Annotated in this window: 19 protein-coding genes; 13 read left to right on the top strand and 6 right to left on the bottom strand. The window is 62.4% G+C overall.

Annotation, left to right across the window (positions count from 1 at the left end):
- Positions 1–17 precede the first annotated feature (17 nt).
- From pdxY to HMPREF3009_RS00565, 4 genes are all read left to right on the top strand, one after another.
- The gene (gene pdxY, locus HMPREF3009_RS00545) at positions 18–866 is read left to right on the top strand and encodes a pyridoxal kinase PdxY (protein ID WP_070679350.1); all 849 of its coding nucleotides are present in this window, start codon (positions 18–20) and stop codon (positions 864–866) included.
- A 786-nt stretch (positions 867–1,652) separates the two neighbouring features.
- The gene (gene era / locus HMPREF3009_RS00555; protein WP_070679353.1) at positions 1,653–2,648 is read left to right on the top strand and encodes a GTPase Era; all 996 of its coding nucleotides are present in this window, start codon (positions 1,653–1,655) and stop codon (positions 2,646–2,648) included.
- Positions 2,649–3,365 (top strand): DNA repair protein RecO, encoded by a 717-nt coding sequence (gene recO / locus HMPREF3009_RS00560; protein WP_070679356.1) that lies wholly within the window; start codon positions 2,649–2,651, stop codon positions 3,363–3,365.
- 10 nt (positions 3,366–3,375) lie between these two features.
- The gene (locus tag HMPREF3009_RS00565) at positions 3,376–4,128 is read left to right on the top strand and encodes an isoprenyl transferase (protein WP_070679359.1); all 753 of its coding nucleotides are present in this window, start codon (positions 3,376–3,378) and stop codon (positions 4,126–4,128) included.
- Positions 4,129–4,196: 68 nt separating this feature from the next.
- Here HMPREF3009_RS00565 and HMPREF3009_RS00570 read toward each other — a convergent pair whose 3' ends face one another.
- On the bottom strand, positions 4,197–4,616 hold the full coding sequence (locus HMPREF3009_RS00570) for a Fur family transcriptional regulator (protein WP_070545429.1): 420 nt from the start codon (positions 4,614–4,616) through the stop codon (positions 4,197–4,199).
- Positions 4,617–4,643: 27 nt separating this feature from the next.
- The gene (locus HMPREF3009_RS00575) at positions 4,644–4,943 is read right to left on the bottom strand and encodes an ArsR/SmtB family transcription factor (protein WP_070519606.1); all 300 of its coding nucleotides are present in this window, start codon (positions 4,941–4,943) and stop codon (positions 4,644–4,646) included.
- Between the two features lie 190 nt (positions 4,944–5,133).
- Between HMPREF3009_RS00575 and HMPREF3009_RS00580 the strand changes: the two genes are divergently transcribed.
- The 3 genes from HMPREF3009_RS00580 to HMPREF3009_RS00590 are packed head-to-tail and all read left to right on the top strand — an operon-like array spanning position 5,134 to position 7,453.
- Positions 5,134–6,513, top strand: coding sequence for a glycine--tRNA ligase (locus tag HMPREF3009_RS00580; RefSeq protein ID WP_070519608.1), 1,380 nt, complete (start codon positions 5,134–5,136; stop codon positions 6,511–6,513).
- Positions 6,513–7,031: a hypothetical protein gene (locus HMPREF3009_RS00585; RefSeq protein WP_070679362.1), complete on the top strand. Its 519-nt coding sequence runs from the start codon at positions 6,513–6,515 to the stop codon at positions 7,029–7,031. The genes HMPREF3009_RS00580 and HMPREF3009_RS00585 overlap by 1 nt, the downstream gene beginning before the upstream one ends.
- Positions 7,031–7,453, top strand: a complete 423-nt coding sequence (locus HMPREF3009_RS00590) for a hypothetical protein (RefSeq protein ID WP_070679365.1) — start codon at positions 7,031–7,033, stop codon at positions 7,451–7,453. Before HMPREF3009_RS00585 ends, HMPREF3009_RS00590 begins: the two co-directional genes overlap by 1 nt.
- Before the next feature lie 970 nt (positions 7,454–8,423).
- On the opposite strand, the gene HMPREF3009_RS00595 is transcribed toward HMPREF3009_RS00590, so the two are convergent.
- Positions 8,424–10,469 (bottom strand): TPM domain-containing protein, encoded by a 2,046-nt coding sequence (locus HMPREF3009_RS00595; protein ID WP_070679368.1) that lies wholly within the window; start codon positions 10,467–10,469, stop codon positions 8,424–8,426.
- A gap of 43 nt (positions 10,470–10,512) precedes the next feature.
- Between HMPREF3009_RS00595 and HMPREF3009_RS00600 the strand changes: the two genes are divergently transcribed.
- Positions 10,513–11,097, top strand: coding sequence for a YdcF family protein (locus HMPREF3009_RS00600; RefSeq protein ID WP_070679371.1), 585 nt, complete (start codon positions 10,513–10,515; stop codon positions 11,095–11,097).
- 11 nt (positions 11,098–11,108) lie between these two features.
- A complete protein-coding gene (locus HMPREF3009_RS00605; RefSeq protein WP_070679374.1) occupies positions 11,109–12,383 on the top strand; it encodes a deoxyguanosinetriphosphate triphosphohydrolase in 1,275 nt (424 codons plus the stop codon).
- Here HMPREF3009_RS00605 and HMPREF3009_RS00610 read toward each other — a convergent pair.
- Both HMPREF3009_RS00610 and HMPREF3009_RS00615 read right to left on the bottom strand, forming a co-directional pair.
- Entirely contained in the window at positions 12,380–12,613 is a 234-nt protein-coding gene (locus HMPREF3009_RS00610; RefSeq protein WP_070679378.1) for a barstar family protein, read from the bottom strand. The genes HMPREF3009_RS00605 and HMPREF3009_RS00610 overlap by 4 nt on opposite strands.
- Positions 12,614–12,616: 3 nt before the next feature.
- The gene (locus HMPREF3009_RS00615) at positions 12,617–13,153 is read right to left on the bottom strand and encodes a guanyl-specific ribonuclease (RefSeq protein ID WP_070679381.1); all 537 of its coding nucleotides are present in this window, start codon (positions 13,151–13,153) and stop codon (positions 12,617–12,619) included.
- Positions 13,154–13,310: 157 nt separating this feature from the next.
- Here HMPREF3009_RS00615 and dnaG point away from each other — a divergent pair, with 157 nt between their 5' ends.
- Entirely contained in the window at positions 13,311–15,239 is a 1,929-nt protein-coding gene (dnaG, locus tag HMPREF3009_RS00620; protein ID WP_070679384.1) for a DNA primase, read from the top strand.
- A gap of 8 nt (positions 15,240–15,247) precedes the next feature.
- Here the strand turns inward: dnaG and HMPREF3009_RS00625 are convergent, their stop codons facing one another.
- On the bottom strand, positions 15,248–15,523 hold the full coding sequence (locus tag HMPREF3009_RS00625) for a hypothetical protein (protein WP_070679387.1): 276 nt from the start codon (positions 15,521–15,523) through the stop codon (positions 15,248–15,250).
- 194 nt (positions 15,524–15,717) lie between these two features.
- Here HMPREF3009_RS00625 and HMPREF3009_RS13370 point away from each other — a divergent pair, with 194 nt between their 5' ends.
- From HMPREF3009_RS13370 to HMPREF3009_RS00635, 3 genes are all read left to right on the top strand, one after another.
- Positions 15,718–15,855: a hypothetical protein gene (locus HMPREF3009_RS13370; protein ID WP_157844611.1), complete on the top strand. Its 138-nt coding sequence runs from the start codon at positions 15,718–15,720 to the stop codon at positions 15,853–15,855.
- Between the two features lie 224 nt (positions 15,856–16,079).
- Positions 16,080–17,237: a non-hydrolyzing UDP-N-acetylglucosamine 2-epimerase gene (gene wecB, locus HMPREF3009_RS00630; protein ID WP_070545416.1), complete on the top strand. Its 1,158-nt coding sequence runs from the start codon at positions 16,080–16,082 to the stop codon at positions 17,235–17,237.
- Between the two features lie 90 nt (positions 17,238–17,327).
- Positions 17,328–17,990 carry a DUF1707 SHOCT-like domain-containing protein gene (locus tag HMPREF3009_RS00635; RefSeq protein WP_070679391.1) on the top strand — a complete coding sequence of 221 codons (663 nt, stop codon included), beginning with the start codon at positions 17,328–17,330 and terminating at the stop codon, positions 17,988–17,990.
- The last annotated feature ends 88 nt before the right edge of the window (positions 17,991–18,078 follow it).

An 18,078-nucleotide genomic window follows, 5' to 3' on the forward strand; every position in this document is an offset into this window, starting at 1 on the left:
TAGCACAATGGAGAGTTATGAACATCCTCTCCATTCAGTCCCATGTCACCTTCGGCCACGTGGGCAACTCCGCAGCAGTCTTTCCCCTTCAGCGCGCCGGCCATGAGGTGTGGCCCATTCACACGGTGAACTTCTCCAACCACACCGGTTATGGCGATTGGGGCGGGCCGATGATCCCGGCGGAAGAGGTCACGGCGATTGTGGATGGCATCGAAAAGCGCGGCGCCTTCCCGCGTATCGATGCGATCCTGTCTGGCTACCAGGGCGGCCCGGACATCGCCGGCGCCATCGTGGATGCCGTGAACCGCATCAAGGCGGTCAACCCGCGTGCCCTCTATGCCTGCGACCCGGTCATGGGCAACGCCAAGTCCGGCTGCTTCGTCTCCGACGAAATCCCGCCGCTGCTGCGCGATAAGGTCGTTCCGGTCGCGGACATCATCACCCCGAATCAGTTCGAGCTGGGCTACTTGACGGACTCCGAGGTGGGCACCTTGGAGCAGACCCTCGCCGCGGTGAAGCGCGCTCAGGAGATCGGACCGAAGACTGTGCTGGTGACCTCGGTGCAGCGCCCAGAAACCGGTGAGGACGAGATTGAGATGCTCGCCGTTGATGGCGAGCGCGCCTTCCTGGTGACCACCCCCAAGTTGCCGTTCAAGCGCAATGGTTCGGGCGATGTCACGGCCTCGCTTTTCACCGGCCACTACGTGGAGACGCATGATGCGAAGGAAGCGCTCAAGCGCACCGCGTCTTCCGTCTTCGACTTGCTGCAGAACACCTACGAGGCAGATTCCCAGGAGCTGCTGCTCATCGAGTCGCAGGACGTCTTCGCTCACCCGCAGCTGCAGTTCCAGGTCACGGAGCTCTAGCTTTCACGCCTCTTTCGCTGCCCGCGCGCCTTCGTGGCCTTGGGCTCTGCCTGGTTTTCTTGGCCTCGCGCATCAGCCTGAGCCTTGGTCTTGCCTTGGTCTTGCTTGGTCTCGCGCGCCAGTCTGATCCTTGGCCCGCAAAAGGCGTCCGACAAATGGCATCCCGCAGAAGGCATCTGTCAGAAGGCGTTTTCACTCCTGAAAACGCCTTTTGCTGCGTCCAGATGGCGTTTTTGCTACCAAAGACGCCTTTCGGAAGATGCCGTTTGCAAGATGCCATGTGGCGCAAGCTTTTTCGCAGTCGACATGCGGCGGATACGCTCGCGCCAGCAACTTTCACCCTCACCTCACCGCTGCTTCCGCGGCCCTCCCTTTAACGATGTGGTTTCCAGCCATAAGGTGCTACTCACATGGTTCGGGTCAGAAGGTTCTCTTGGGGGCAAACAAACCTTCTGGAGGTCGCTAGATGGTTCGTTTGGGGGCAAAGAAACCTTATGACTAGAACCGCCTGACTGGAACCATCTGCAGGGCGGATGACCCCCGGAGGAGCACAGAAGGTCCCTTTAGTCTGCTCCCTTCGCACACTAAAGGGACCATTTAGCACGCGAAAACCGGCACCAGATGGTCCCTTTGCACAGAGAAGGGACCAGAGTAGAAGGACCAAACTACAAGGACCATCTGCCGGCGCATCGGCAGGAAGCTCGCCGTGCGGCCCGGCGAGAGTCAGAACAGCGCTTTACAACAAGAACGGGACTCGACAGCTCGTGCGTTATGATATGAGGCAATATGAGCACTGATTTCGATGCCGCCTTCGCCGACCTGCCAGCCGAGGGCGAAGCCAACGCCGCCGACTATTCGCAATACACCGACACGCCTGAGGGCTTCCGCTCCGGTTTCGTGTCTTTCGTCGGCCGCCCCAACACCGGCAAGTCCACCCTGACCAACGCGCTGGTGGGGCAGAAGATCGCCATCACGGCTGACCAACCCGAGACCACCCGCCACCCCATCCGCGGCCTGGTCCACCGCGAGGACGCGCAGATCGTCCTCGTCGACACGCCCGGCCTGCACCGCCCGCGCACTCTGCTCGGCGAGCGCCTCAACGAGGTCGTCAAAGACACGTATGCCGACGTCGACGTCATCGGCTTGACCATTCCCGCGGATGAAAAGATTGGCCCCGGTGACCGCTGGATTCTGGAGAACGTGCGCAAGGTCGCGCCGAAGACCCCCATCATCGGCATTGTGACCAAGCTGGACAAAGCCTCCAAAGATCAAGTCGGCGCGCAGCTGCTCGCACTGCATGCGCTTCTCAGCGAGGACAACCCTGACGCCGTCGTCATCCCCGTCTCCGCTACCGAGCGCGTGCAGCTGGAGGAGCTCACGCAGGTCATCGTCGACCACCTGCCGGAAGGCCCGAAGTTTTACCCGGATGACCACGTCACCGACGAAGACCAGGCCGAGCGCATCGCTGAGCTCATCCGCGAGGCCGCCCTGGCTGGCCTGAAGCACGAGCTCCCGCACTCCGTGGCCGTGGAAGTCGATGAAATGCTACCTGACCAGGAGCGCCCCGACGTGCTCAACGTCCACGCCGTGCTCTACCTCGAACGCCCCGGCCAAAAGCGCATCATCGAAGGCAAAGACGGCCGCCGCTTCCGCCGTATTGTGGGCACCGCCCGCAAGGAGATCATCCAGCTCCTCGGCCAGAACGTCTACCTTGACCTGCGCATTAAGGTGCTGAAGAATTGGCAGTCGGACCCGAAGGCGCTGGGCCGCCTGGGCTTCTAGATGCGCGAGAATTTTCGCGACCGCGCCCTCGTCATCCGCACCTACGATTTCGGCGAGGCGGATCGCATCATCGTGCTCTTGACCCGCCACCACGGCCTCGTGCGCGGGGTGGCCAAGGGGGTTCGCCGCGCCAAATCGCGCTTCGGCTCGCGCCTGCAGCTCTTTGTCAACCTCGACGTGCAGCTTTATCCGGGCCGCAACCTCTACACCATTTCCCAGGCCGATACCGTGGACTACTTCGGCGCGCGCATCATCGAGGACTACGAGCGCTACACCGCCGCGTGTGCCGCCCTCGAATCCGCCGAGCGCCTCGCCGCCGCCGATGCCCCCGGCGACCCGTACCTTTACGAGGCCTGCGTCGATGTCCTCGACAAGCTTCAGCACGGCGATCCGCTCATGCTTCTCGACGCGTTCCTCCTCAAAGCCATGTCCCACGCCGGCTGGGCACCCAGCCTTTTCGATTGCGCCCAGTGCCAAAGGCCCGGCCCCCACCACGCCTTCCACCCTGCTGTGGGTGGGGCCGCCTGCCACCAATGCCGCCCACCAGGCGCCGCCGAGGTAGACCCAGAAACCCTGCACCACATGTGGCTCATCGCCCATGACCACCCCAGTCAACCAACGAACGCCCAAGCCCAAGAGGCCCATCGCCTCACCCGCGCCCACCTGCAATGGCACCTCGAGCGCTCCGTTGGCGCGCTGGGGATCATGGAACAGTAGACTGTAATGCGTGATTACGCCTGACCCGAACCGAGTCCTTCATCCGCCCGCTATCCCGCAGGAGTTCCTGCCGCGCCACATCGCGCTGGTCATGGACGGTAACGGCCGCTGGGCAGAGGAGCGCGGCATGAAGCGCACCGAAGGTCACCGCCGCGGGGAAGCAGTGCTTCTCGACGTCGTCGATGCCTGCCTCGCCCTCGGCGTTTCCTACCTTTCCGCTTATGCCTTCTCCACCGAGAATTGGCGCCGCAGCGCGGAGGAAGTCCGCTTCCTCATGGGCTTTAACCGCGACGTGCTGCGCCGCCAGCGCCATTGGCTCAACGAGAGGGGAGTGCGCGTGGTCTGGGCCGGCCGCCGCCCGCGCCTGTGGCGCTCTGTGATCAAGGAGCTTGAGGCCGCAGAGGAGCTGACTAAGGACAACACCAAGATGACCCTGGTGATGTGCGTGAATTACGGTGGTCGCGCCGAGCTTGTCGACGGCATCCGGAAACTCGCCGAGCAAGTCTCCCGCGGCGAGCTGGACCCGCGCTCCATCAATGAGAAGACGGTCAGCTCGGTGATGTATGACCCCGATATGCCAGACGTGGATCTGTTCTTGCGCCCCTCCGGCGAGAAGCGCACCTCCAACTTCCTGCTGTGGCAGTCGGCTTACGCAGAGATGATTTACCAGGACAAGCTCTTCCCGGATTTCACTCCGGAAGACTTGTTCGCCGCGGTGGAGGAGTACGCGCGGCGTGACCGCCGCTTCGGCGGCGTCAAGTAGCGCGCGAGCTGTGTAGTGCTGTCAAGGGGGATGAAGATATCCTCGATGTGGCAGGAAAAGTGGCGTGTCTAAGACGCCGCGCGGCACTCGGCGCAGATGCCGAAGATTTCGGCATCGTGCCCGGTGAGCTCGAAGTCGTGCTCCTTGGCTACCGAGGAGGCCCACTCTTCAATCGGGCCGCCATCGATTTCTTCGGTGCGGCCGCATTTGGTGCACACCAAGTGGTGGTGGTGCGCATCGCTCTCGCAATGGCGGTAGAGGGTCTCGCCGGAGGGCATGTGGAGCGCGTCGACGGCTTCAATCTCCGAAAGTGATTGGAGCGTGCGGTAGACGGTGGTGAGGCCGACTTTCTGGTTACCGTCGATAAGCGCCTGGTGAATGTCCTTGGCGGAGACGAACTTGTCGAGACTGCGCAGGACCTCAACGACGGCGGTGCGCTGGCGGGTATTGCGAGCGCCGAGTTTGGGAATACTGTCGTGGATGGCCATGGGGCTTAGTTTATCAACACACTTCCATTAAGAGGTGGCCAGTGAGGCGTCGCGAAGCAAAGGCAGCACCTTAGGGGCCACCAAAGAGTAACGGACTTCACGGCCGGTGCGTTCACTGTCGACGATGTTCGCGCGCTTGAGAACCCGCAGGTGCTGGCTGATAAGCGGCTGCGATTTGCCGGTCGCGGCGACCAGCTCGTGGACGTAGTGGTCGCGCTCGGAGAGGCGCTGAATGATATCGATGCGCAATGGTGAATCCAAAGCGCTAATCACGGTGGCAGCCGCCGCCAGATCAAAGGAAAGGGTGTCAGTCTGGGTGTTGGTCACGCCATTCACCTTCAGTCATATCTATTGATGGAGAGTTAAAAAGAGAGCTATCGGTACTATAGCCGAAGAATGCGGAAATGTGTATAAAATGCACCACACTTTTGGGGTGAAGGCACGCGGCGATGAGGGGCACGCTAGACTAGGCCGCACTGTATAAAGACTGTCCCCTACCAGAGGAGTCCCATTAGCTATGGCATCCGTCATTGATACCGTCGTCAGCCTGTGTAAGCGCCGCGGCTTGGTCTACCAAGCAGGTGAAATTTATGGCGGTTCCCGCTCTGCGTGGGACTACGGCCCGCTTGGCGTCGAGCTCAAGGAAAACATCAAGCGCCAGTGGTGGCGCCACATGGTGCAGTCCCGCGATGACGTCGTGGGCGTCGATACGTCCGTGATCCAGCCACGCCAGGTGTGGGTGTCCTCCGGCCACGTTGAGGTTTTCACCGACCCGCTGGTGGAGTCCAAGCACACCGGTAAGCGCTACCGCGCGGACCACCTGATCGAGGCCTACGAGGAAAAGCACGGCCACGAGCCGGCCAACGGCCTGGCTGACATCAACGATCCGGAGACTGGCCAGCCGGGTGACTGGACCGAGCCGAAGGCCTTCTCCGGTTTGCTTAAGACCTTCCTGGGCCCGGTCGACGACGAGCAGGGTCTGCACTACTTGCGCCCGGAGACCGCGCAGGGCATCTTTGTGAACTTCAAGAACGTGATGACCTCGGCGCGTATGAAGCCGCCATTCGGTATCGCGAACATCGGTAAGTCCTTCCGCAACGAGATCACCCCGGGTAACTTCATCTTCCGTACCCGCGAGTTCGAGCAGATGGAGATGGAGTTCTTCGTCAAGCCGGGCGAGGACGAAGAGTGGCACCAGTACTGGATCGATGACCGCTTCAACTGGTACATCGACCTCGGTATCAAGGAAGAGAACCTGCGCCTCTACGAGCACCCGCAGGAGAAGCTCTCCCACTACTCCAAGCGCACCGTGGACGTCGAGTACGCCTATAACTTCAAGGGCTCCAAGTGGGGCGAGCTGGAGGGCGTGGCCAACCGCACGGACTATGACCTTTCCGTGCACACCAAGGGCTCGGGCGAGGACCTGTCTTACTTTGACCAGGAGGCTGGCGAGCGCTGGACCCCGTACGTTATTGAGCCGGCTGCCGGCCTGGGCCGCGCCATGATGGCCTTCCTTATCGATGCCTACGACGAAGAGGAGGCCCCGAACGCCAAGGGCGGTACCGATAAGCGCGTGGTGCTGCGCCTGGACCGCCGTCTGGCTCCGGTCAAGGTGGCCGTGCTGCCGCTGTCGAAGAAGGAAGAGCTGTCCACCCCGGCCCGCGAGCTGGCCAACAAGCTGCGCGCCAACTGGAACGTGGAGTTCGATGTCTCTGGCGCCATCGGCCGCCGCTACCGCCGCCAGGACGAGATTGGTACGCCGTTCTGCGTGACCTATGACTTCGACACCCTCGAGGACAACGCGGTCACCGTGCGTGAGCGTGACTCGATGGAGCAGGAGCGCGTCAAGCTCGACGAGCTTGAGGCTTACCTGGCTGCCCGCCTGGCTGGCTGCTAATGCACTACACCAGCTGGGACCGCAGCGACCGCAAGAACCCGGTCCTCCTCGTGGGGGAGGGGCCGGCGTCGTTGGGCATGTTCCAGGAACGCTCGGCAGATGTGGAAGGCGAGCACTGGCGCTTGGGCCTCGATGACCTGGGCGCGTCGGTGACCTTGGAAGATGACCGTGTCTACCGCCTAGCGGGCAACCCCAAGCGCGATAAGCGCTTGGAGGCCTCGCTGGACGGGCGCACCTTTGCCTTCATCAACGAGGCCGGCGGTGACTGGATTGTTGAGGACCACGAGGGGCTGAAGATCGCCCAGTTCTCCTCCAAGAACTCTGGCGTGCGCAAGGCCATCCTCGAGTTCGAGGGCGAGAACAGCGATGACTCCGATGATCTCAACCACTCGGAGATTGCGGCTTTGAGCTGGTTTACCCGCGTCATTTTGGAGGCTCGGACGCAAAAGACCGCGATCCCGATCATCGCCACGCTGTTGCTCATGACCATCGTCGCCATCATTGCGGTGCTCCTCTGATGCAACGCTGGGTGTGGCGCGATGGGGCGCTGGTGGATGGCGCGGGCGAGGTCATCGCCCGCGTGAGACCGACGGGCCTGCTGCTGCCCGGGACGGGCACCACCATCGCCTTCGAGCACATCCCGGGCGCGCGCCGCTTTACTGTGCGCGGGCCCGACTTTTCGGCGAAACAAACCAGCTTTACGGTCAACAAGCTGCGCGCGATCTGCCAGGGCCGCGAGTACCTGCTTGAGCGCACGAATCCATTCCGCCGCGAGCGCCGCATTCTCGCTCTGTCTGGCCCCGCTGCCGAGGTTGCCCGCACCACCCCGCGGGGCCGCGACCTCGAAGTTGCGGTGGGCGAGCTCCCCCTCACGGACGCCGCCTTCACCAGCTACTGTTGCCTGCTTCTCGACGGCTCCATCCGCCCCTTCCGCACCTAACCCCACCTTCCGCGGTGCCGCCCATTTGTGCACCGAACCCCTACTTCGCACTGCTGCCCGTCAAAGCCCACTTCGCTTTCTTGCTGCCTGCCTGCTCGGCGCACGTCCCCTTCTTGCTTCCTGCCTGCTAGGCCGTGCTTTCCGCTCTCTCACAGATGGTCCTTCTGGTTTGGTCCCTCCACTCTGGTCCCTTATGAGTGCAAAGGGACCATGTGGCGCAGCTTTTCGCCTGATAGATGGTTCCTTTACTAGGCAAAGGGACCAGAATAAAGGCACCAAACTAAAGGGACCTTTCGCGATATAACCTGCACCGACATGCGAGTAGTGGAGTTTGTCTTCGAAGAGGAGCTCTCCGAGTGTGTTTGCTCGGCTTGGTATGCCGGTAGAGGGTTCGAGTCAGATGGTTGCAGTCATAAGGTTTGCTTGCCCCCAAACGAACCATCTAGCGCATTGCAGAAGGTTTACTTGCCCCCAAGCGAACCATCTGAGGCGAACCGTTTGACCAGAACCATGTGCATGACCGGTTTACACCAATCATGTACGTGCACCAATCCCGTATCCGTGGATCTACTTGGCCGACAACCGAGTCGGCGCCCAGCGGCCCGGTGTGTGCAAGGGCATCCGGCATCCGGCATCTCGCAAACGGCAACCGACAGTCCGGCAGAAGGCATCTGGCAAATGGCGTCTGTCAAAAGGCGTCTTTGGGTCTGAAAACGCCATGTAGAGGGTGCAAAAGGCGTTTTTAGCTGTGAAAACGCCTTCTAGAAGATGCCTTTTGCAAGGCGCCTTGTGCGAGATGCCATGTGGGACCGTCCCGGTTGGGAGATATCGGGTGCGGGCCGCGGGCTTCGAGGCCTAGGCGCGGGAAGGGGAAGAGGGGGCTGGGAAGAGCTGGTGCGGGGAGAGAGGACGGAGAAGTGGGTGAAGCCGGCTGGGAGGAGCTGATGTGGGGAAGGAGGGGAGAGGACCGCTAGAAGGAGCCGCCGCGGAAGCCGCCACCACCGCCGCCGCCCGAGAAGCCACCTCCGCCGAAACCGCCTCCGCCGGAGAATCCACCACCGAAACCACCGCCGTGGCCGCGGGAGCTGCCACCGCCGAGGATCTGGCCCAACACCATGCCGGTCAAGATGTTGCCCGCGGCATCGGTGGCCTGGCGGCGCTGTTCCTGGCGGCGATAAGCCTCCAGGTCTTGCTTCGCGCGGTTGAGAGAAGTCTGCGCGGCAGAAGCGGCATCACGAGAGTAGTTGAGGGCTGCGCGCAAGTCCTTAGACGCGGAGTTTTGGGCTTGGGCGAAGAGGCGGGTAGCATCGGCAAGCGCCACACGCGCATCGGGTCCCACCACGCGACCACGCGAGGAGAGCAAGTCCTCAGCTGCCTGGATAGCGGATTCGGCCGCGGCCATCTGCTGGCGGTAGAGCGCAATTTGGCGCTCGCGGGTGGCGTTGGTCTCGCGGACGGTATCCAGCTGCTGGTCGAGCTCACCATCGATAGCCGTCAGCGCCGTGTACTGACCCAGCGGATCGCCCTGACCCTGCTCGCGGGCCGCGCGCAGGGCCTCCCGGGCCTCCGCAAGCAGTGATTCCAGCGCGGACCAATCAGCAGGGGAGCCCTGAGCCTTGCCGCGCTGCTCGAGGTGCTGTGCTTCAGCGATTTCTTCCTCGACCTCATCGATGAGCGCAGGTAAGTTATCGCGCGCCGCCGTAATCGAGTTCTCGGCATTCTCCACGCCATTCAGCAGGCGGTCGGAGACCTCCAGGGCGTGCTCGGCATCGCGGATATAGCCCACCAAAGGACCCTGCTGGCCAGCCGGCTGGGACTGCAATTCTCGGCCGCGGGAAAGCAGCTTTTCAGCCTCATTGAGCGAGACCTCCGCCATCTCCGGGTTATCCGCAATGGAGGACAACACCTCCTCGGAATAGGAGCCGCTGAGAGTAGACAAGGTAGCGCGCGCCTGCGGGAGGCGCCCGCGCAGGTCGACCACCCGGCGGGGGAGCTCATCCAGCTTGGAGCTGGCGTTAATGAGCAAGTCACGCATCTTAGCAAAGTCGGCGGCCTGCTCATCCAAAGCATCATCGGCCTGCCCGCAGGAGGAGATAATCTCCACCAACATCTGGCGGCGCTCCGCCGTGGTCTCGGGCAGATTGTCCTTAAGCTTCTGCTGCAGTTGAAAAGCCTTCTGCAGCGTCAGCGTAGAGTGGTTCATCGCGCGCGTGAACGGGCGGGTGCGCTCGGGGCCGAACTCGGCCACCGCAATATCGAGCTCCTCCTTGCCGCGGCGAATCGATTCATCCGTGGAGACCAGCTCCTCCTGGGCCAGCTTCTCCAAGGTCGCCATGTCCAGGCGGTCCAGCTGCGCAGTGTTGCTCGGCTCAATCTGGCGCGCGGATTCCAGAGTGGCCGCCGAGTCCTTCTTTGTCTTGCGCCTGTTGGCCACCGCGATTCCGCCACCCGCCAAAGCCAGCGCGCCCGCGCCGCCAGCTAGCCACAGGCCTCCCGAGCCATCGGAATCAGAAGCAGCAGAAGCGCCAGAAGAAGACCCCGCAGAACCGGAAGCGGCAGCGTCGACAAGCGCGAGTGCGGAAGCACCGAACTGGCGGCCGTCGGCAAGCTTGGCATAAGCCGCCTCATACATCACGTCTAGACGCCCGCGCGGCCACTCATTACCCGTTTGCACGCCTATGGTGGAATCATCCACGCCCACCACATAGGCCGCGGAGTTCGGGCCCTTGGACTGCACAATCTCACCCGCATAGCTCTCCGCGTCCTCCGGCAGCGAGGAGGCAAAGACCACGAAAATGACCACGTGGTGCTCCTGCTGCAGCGCGCTAATCTTGTCCTCCAACTCGGACTTCTCCGAGTCCGAGAGAACCCCCGCCTCATCCGTCACCTTATCCGTGAGCGAGGCCGCCTCCGGCGCGGCAACAACGAAGTCCGCAGCCAAGGCCGGGCTAGCAGTGGCCAACCCCAGCACGAGGGCGGCGAGGGCGGCGCGTCCAATACGAGCAGCAGTAGTCATGCGCACCACGATACCTGCCACCCAACGCTAAAGTGGACAGGCAGTGAAGTACGTTATTGTTCTCGGCGCTGCGCAATACGACGGGCGCCCCTCCCGCATCCTTCGCGGCCGTGTGCGCTTCGCCGCCGAGTACGCCACCGCGCACAACCTGCCCATCATCACGGTGGGCGGGAACTTGCCCGGCGATAGGTTCACCGAGGCCGGGGTGGCACGGGCCTTGCTTGACGACGAGCCCCTTAAAGTCACCGCCCTCGAAGAGGGCCTCGACACCCGCAGCGAGCTAGCCGCCGCCCGCGACAAACTCGGCGTGACCGAGGCCGTCATCATCACCGACCCGCTCCACCGCCTGCGCACCTTCCTCATCGCCCGCCAAGAAGGAATCACCGCGACCGTTATGGGCACGCCCTACTATCCTTCCCGGCGCTTCTCCATCCCCTGGTGGCGCTACCTGGCCCACGAGCTGGGCGGTTTGGCCTACCTGGGGCTGCGCACCCTGCTAGGGGAGAAGCGCACCGAAGGCGTGCGCGCGGCTTTCTACCGCATCGAGCGCCTCATCCGCCCCAACCAGGCCCTGCGCCACCGCGTCATTGGCGCGAGGCAGACCCAGGAAGACCAGGACTCCGCCTAAACTTAAAACCCGTGAGCTATTCCTATCGCGCAGAAGACGTCGCCCGCCTCGCCTCCGAGTCACCGAAAGGCTCGGCCCTGCTCAAAACCGAGGAACACCGCGGCGCCTTTTCCCGGGACCGTGCCCGCGTCCTACACTCCGCGGCCCTGCGCCGCCTGGCGGATAAGACCCAAGTGGTGGGCCCGCGCGATGGCGATACCCCGCGCACTCGGCTGACACACTCCTTGGAGGTCAGCCAGATTGCCCGCAGCATCGGCGCTGGCTTAGGCCTGGACCCGGACTTGTGCGATATGGCGGGGCTAACCCATGACATCGGCCACCCGCCCTACGGCCACAACGGCGAGAATGCCCTCAACGAGGTGGCCCTCGGCGGCTTCGAGGGCAACGCCCAGACCCTGCGCATCCTGACCAAGCTGGAGCCCAAGGTGGTTTTGGATACCCCGGCGGGCCCGCGCAGCTATGGCCTCAACCTCACCCGCGCCTCGCTGGACGCCGCCTGCAAGTACCCCTGGACCAAGACCAACCCGGATGGCACGACCAACCGCAAATACGGCGCCTACGACGAAGACATCGACGTCCTGGAGTGGCTGCGCCAAGGCCACTCCGACCAGCGCAAGTCCATGGAGGCCCAGGTCATGGACTGGTCGGATGACATCGCCTATTCCGTCCACGATGTCGAAGACGGCATCATCTCCCGCCGCATCTCCCTGGGCGTGCTCTGGGACCTAGTGGAGCTAGCCAACCTCGCGGACAAGGGTGCAAAGGCCTTCGGCGGCACCGCCGACGAGCTCCTCGAGGCCGCCGACCGCCTACGCCAGCTGGACGTCATCAATGCCATCGGCAACTTTGATTACTCCCTGCGCTCCTATGCCAACTTAAAGAAGATGACCTCGGAGCTCGTCGGCCGCTACGTCGGCGCTACCGTCTCCGCCACGCTGGCGGCTAACGACGGCCCGCTCGGCCGCATGCACGGCGACCTCGCCGTCCCGCCGGGCGCGGTGGCGGAGGTGACCCTGCTCAAGACCATCGCCGTTCTCTACGTCATGGATGAGCCCGCCCACCTGGCCCGTCAGGACCGCCAGCGCGAGCGCATCTACCGCGTCTACGACTACCTGGTGGCCGGCGCGCCGGGCTCGCTGGACGCCACCTTCGCCCTGTGGTGGAACCAGGCCGATACCGACCTGGAGCGCGACCGCGCCATCATCGACCAGATCGCCTCCATGACCGAATCACGCCTGGAGCGCCTGGCGCGGCGCAGCGCCGATCTCTTCGGCTTTTTGAGCTAGCGCACGAGTGCTACACCCTGGTCCTTCAGCACCATGCTGATCGGGGTCAGGTCTTCTTCAACCATGTCGAAATCCGCGGCGATAATCGCCACGATATGTTGCTCACGCAGGAAATCGGCCAAAGCATCGAGGTTGCGTGGCGCACCGGACTGGCAGCCGCGCAGGCGCCCAAGCGCGCCATAGAAGTCCTCGCGCGTGCGGATAGGTTCAGTAATCAGGATGCGCTGCATGTCTTAGTCCTCCGCGTCCGGGATGCTGCAGAAGCTGTCGTAGTGGTCATCGGTGTAGTACCAGACATCCGGGTCGGTCTCGCTCCCGCCACCGGTGACAATCCGCTTGGCCCCGCGGTGCCCAATCCCCGGCGTTTCCACCGTGTATTCGCGGTAGTAATTCCTGTCCTGCTGCGGCAGCACACCCTCATAATTGCCAAAGCGCACGTTGTCATTATCCGGATAATCATAGGGGCCACCGGCCAAGATATCGCTGGCCGTGTCATGCGCCTCCTGGGGCAAGGAATCCATGGAACAGGTGGGCAGGTCGGAGCCGCCCTGCTTGGCGACGTCCCCCTCATCCCCACCAGACGCACCAGCGGCAGAGGATACGCCCGATGCAGCGGACGCATCAGGCGTATCAGATGAGGACGCTGCCTTCTGGCCCGCGCCATCACTGGAATCACCGAGGTCGATACCGAAGTAGCCCGCGACGAGGACGAGAACCGCACCACCGATGAGAGCCGGCAGCGATTTTTTGGAGGGGGAGGATTGGGCCATGGCCCCCATCATTGCAGGTGCGGGGGCCGAAAAAGAAATCAAGAACGCGCTTTTTGCCGATTCCCACATATGAGTTCTTCCAGGATGTGGGACTCGCGGCTCTTGCCCACCCAGCCGTGGGTACCTGTACCTTGCGTGGGCGGGGTAGTCTGTACGCATGGCACGAGGCAGAATTCCGGACAGCGACATCCAAGCTATCCGTGAACGCGCGCCTATTGATGAGATCGTGGGCGAATACGTCCAGCTCAAGCCCGCTGGCTATGACTCCTTGAAGGGCCTGAGCCCCTTCAAGGATGAGAAGACCCCATCCTTCCACGTGCGCCCGCAGCGCGGCTACTATCACTGCTTCTCCACCGGCAAGGGTGGGGATGTGTTCAGCTTCCTCATGGAGATGGAGCAGGTCTCCTTCCCGGAGGCGGTCGAAGCTGTGGCCCAAAAGATTGGCTACCACATCAACTACCAGGGTGGCTCCACCGGTGCGCGCGACGAGAAGCCCGGCACGCGCCGCCGGCTCATCGCCGCCAACAAGGCGGCGCACGAGTTCTACCGCCAGCAGCTAGAAACCCCGCAGGCCGCCGCCGGGCGCGAGTTCCTCCTCGACCGTGGATTTTCCAAGGAAATCATCTACGAGTTCGAGTGCGGTTATGCCCCGGAGGGCTGGGATACCGCCACAAAGCACCTGCTGCGCATGGGCTTTTCCTTTGAGGAGCTGGAAGCCGCCGGCATTTCCAAGATGGGCAAGCGCGGCCCCATCGACCGCTTCCACCGGCGCCTGCTGTGGCCCATCAAGGACTTGTCCGGAAACGTCATCGGCTTCGGCGCACGCAAGCTTTACGACGATGACAAGCTGGGCAAGTACATGAACACGCCCGAGACCATGCTCTATCACAAGTCCAAGGTGCTCTTCGGCCTGGATTTGGCCAAGCGCAACATCGCGGAGCAACACCAGGCCGTGGTGGTGGAGGGCTATACGGATGTCATGGCCATGTACGCCGCGGGCGTGAAGACTGCCGTGGCCTCCTGTGGCACCGCCTTCGGCGCAGACCACCTGCAAGTCCTGCGCCGGCTTATGTTGGATGATTCCTACTTTCACGGCGAGCTCATCTACACTTTCGACGGTGACGAGGCCGGCCAGAAGGCCGCCATGCGCGCCTTTGAAGGCGAGCAGAAGTTCACCGGGCAGTCCTTCGTCTCCGTGGCCCCGGATGGCATGGATCCCTGCGATCTGCGCCTAGAGCGCGGCGACGCCGCGGTGCGCGACTTGGTGGCGGACCGCATCCCCATGTTCGAGTTCGTCATCCGCTCTGTTATCTCAGACTTCAGCATCGACTCCGCCGAAGGACGCCTCCAAGCCCTGCGCCGCGCGGTGCCCGTCGTGGCTCAGATCAGGGATCAACCTCTGCAGCGCGAATACGCCCGCCGCCTAGCCGGCTGGGTGGGCTGGCCCAACCCGGAGGAAGTACTCCAGCAGGTCCGCCAAGAGGCCCGCAAGCCCAAGAAGGAACAGCGCCCGCGCTTTGCCTCCTTGGAGGAGACCGCCTCTGCGCCCGCGCAGTCTAATGCCCCCGTCATGCACATCCCCGGCCCACGTGAGCCCCACCTATGGCCGCAGCGCGAGGCCCTCAAGCTGGCCCTGCAATATCCGCAGATTGCCGGCAGCTACTTCGACGGAATCACGGAGGATGCCTACTCCAACGAGGCCTACCGCACCATCCGCCGCGCCATTTCCACCCTCGGTGGCGTGACCTCCGGTGCCGAACAGCCCGGCGTGGAGTGGCTCGCCGCCGTGGCCGGGGAGATGCCGGATCTTATGGCCCGCAACTTCGTCTCTGAGCTCGCCGTGGAACCCATCAAGCTGGGGGAGACCGGCAACCCCGATACCGACCTGGAGGCCTACGCCGATTCCGTGCTCTCGCGCCTCCAGGAAGCCCGCGTGGGCGACCAAGTAGCTCAACTCAAGGCCCAACTCGGCCGCATGCGCCCCTCCGACGACGAAGAGTCCTACAATTCACTCTTCGCCGACCTCGTGGCACTTGAGCAAGCCCGCCGCGAGCTCAACGACCGCGCCTTCCGCGGCGTGCGCTAATCAGCGCGTTAATCTTCGTCCGGCTCGTAAATCCGATCCGGCTGCACTCCATCCGCGGCACCCCGCTTGCCGCGGCGTCCCTTGTTGTAGTCCTTGAGCTCGCGCATACGCGGCTCCGGATCCAAGCGGTTGGCCACGGCCTTGCGCGCTGAGCGCACCGCGGCCTTGGTGGCGGGGGGGTTCACGGCCTTTTCATAAGCGCCCTTAATTTGGTGGTAGCGCTTGCGCCCAGCCTTGGTTCCAAAGACGTATCCGGCGGCAGCACCCACAACAAATTGGATCATTGGAAACTAGTCATCCCCTTACTTCGAGCCGGCGCAGCGGCCAGCGTTTGCGTACAACGTACGGGCAACGTGCAATTCTCACGATCAGCCTACCTGCCCAAGCCCACCGGCGTTGGTGCCGGTGAAGCTGTGGGGCGAATAGATATTGTGCGAACTCTTCCCAAAGACCATTCGCTTCGGTTAACTTAAGTTCTGTGGAGAGTTCTAAGCGTACGCACGCGGTCTCGGCAGCCGTGGCGATGTCAGCGCTATTAACAGCCAGCGTGGCGGCAGCTGAGCCGCGCGTGGCTGCTTTCGAAGAGCCACGGGAAGTCACCGTGAGCGAGGACTAGCGGAAACTAGCAGCGCGAAGCTATCTACTATCTCTCGGGGGTTTTCGAGATTACTACGTGCACAAAAGGGTGTCGGGGAAGATGATAAGGTGCATGTAGTTTTGAACTAGCTCAATGGAAGTATATTCCCCTTCCTTCCCTACGCCTCAGAGAATGGGATTCGGTCAGTTCCCTTCGTATGGAAGAATTGACGTGTCTTTACTTCTCTTAATCCAAGGAGAGCAATGCCCCTACCCAAAATCATGACTGTCTACGGAACCCGTCCGGAGGCAATCAAGGTAGCTCCCGTCATCACGGCCTTGGAGAAGGACGAGCGCTTCGAATCGGTTGCTGTCTCCACTGGCCAGCACAAGGAAATGCTGGAGCAGGTTAATACCATGTTTGGTATTGAACCGAAGCTGGATCTGCACCTGATGAAGCCGGGCCAAGGTCTCAATGAGATTGTCTCCCGCGCGCTCATGGGGCTGGATGAGATTATCGACGCCGAACAGCCCGATGTCATTATTTCCCAGGGGGATACTTCAACGGCTATGGCCGCAGCACTGGCGGGGTTCCATCGTGGGGTGAAAATTGTCCACCTAGAAGCAGGCCTGCGCACCGGCGACATCCACTCGCCGTTCCCGGAAGAGGCCAACCGTAAGCTCATCGGCCAGGTCGCGGAACTGCACCTAGCGCCGACAGCAGGGGCGATGGAGAACCTGCGCCGCGAGAACGTGCGTTCCAAGGACATCGCGGTCACCGGCAACACCGTTATCGATGCCTTACTCGAGGCTGCAAGCTGGGATACCGAGTTCGAAGACCCTGCCGTCCAGGAAGCGGCTCAGTCGGCCAAGCGTCTTGTCGTCGTCACCACGCACCGGCGCGAGAACCTAGAAGCTATGAAGGAAATTGGCGGGGCGGTCAAGGATTTGGCAAAGGCCTACCCAGACATCAACTTTGTTCTACCCCTGCACCTCAACCCGAAGGTTCGTGGCGCCGTGCTTCCGGAGGTTGAGTCCCTGCCTAACGTCATCATCACGGACCCGCTGCCTTATGACCAGTTCACCAAGCTTCTGGACCGTGCGACCATTATCCTCACCGACTCTGGTGGAGTTCAGGAAGAAGCCCCGGCTCTGGGCAAGCCGGTTTTGGTCATGCGGCAGAACACCGAACGCCCCGAAGCCGTTGTGGCCGGCACTGTGAAGCTTGTGGGCACCAACCGAAGCCTTATCGTGGCGGAGGCCAAACTGCTTCTCGACGATTCCGCCGCATACGAGGCAATGGCCAACGCCGTCAACCCCTATGGCGACGGCAAGGCCGCCGAGCGCGCTGTGGCAGCTATCGCTGAGCTCCTTGGAGTAGGGGAGCGCCTGCCCGATTTCGCTCCCGAGATCGAGTCCTAACAAGAACCCAGGAATGAACGAATAAGCGCGGCGAAGTGCTCAGCACTTTTCGCCGCGCTTAAAAGCGTGCTTCCACGTAAAATCCAAGTCATGGAATCACGAGACATCAAATGCACGAACTCTGAGCGCACCACCGCTTCACAGGTGTTGGCGGATGCGATGTCGGTAGGCCAGCTCAGCGTTACCGAATTCGAGGAGCGCTCCAGCCGCTGCGCCGATGCCACGACTCGCGGCGAGTTGGTCGACCTTGTTTCCGACCTTATCGAGGCCCCAGAACAAGTCCTGTTCGGCAGCCACCAGGTAGCACGTCAACGGTCGAAGGAGATCAAGGCCACCAACCAAGGAACTTCCATCGCTGTTGACCAGGCTTTAGCCCAAGTGGAACCCTCTGCGCAGGGTGCGCAGGGGCTCTCCCTCGGCATCTTTGGCGGCAGCACTGTGCGCGGCATTCCCATCGCCGCTCATCACACCACGATGGGAATTTTCGGCGGCACCGATGTAGACCTTCGCGGTGCTTCCCTCAAAGAACACGTCACGACAATCCAAGCGGTCGGGGTATTCGGCGGCGTCGATGTGTGGGGCCCGGAAGGATTCCGCGTTCGTGTCAACGGCGTCGGCCTCTTTGGTGGCCACGACATCAAGGTCGAAGGCGGTGCCATTGACCCCGCAGACCTACCTGCCAGCGCCCCTGAAGTAGTGGTGAACTGCTTCAGCCTGTTTGGTGGTGTAGATGTGCACGTGATGAAGCGATAGGAATCAGCTAAATGCTGATTTCCATCTCTCTTAGAAAAGCAAGAAGGTCGATGCAGCGCACCCCAAAATGATCGGCGACATCAGGGAT

The sequence above is a fragment of the Corynebacterium sp. HMSC034H07 genome (assembly GCF_001815175.1).
In the GTDB taxonomy this organism is placed as follows: domain Bacteria; phylum Actinomycetota; class Actinomycetes; order Mycobacteriales; family Mycobacteriaceae; genus Corynebacterium; species Corynebacterium hiratae.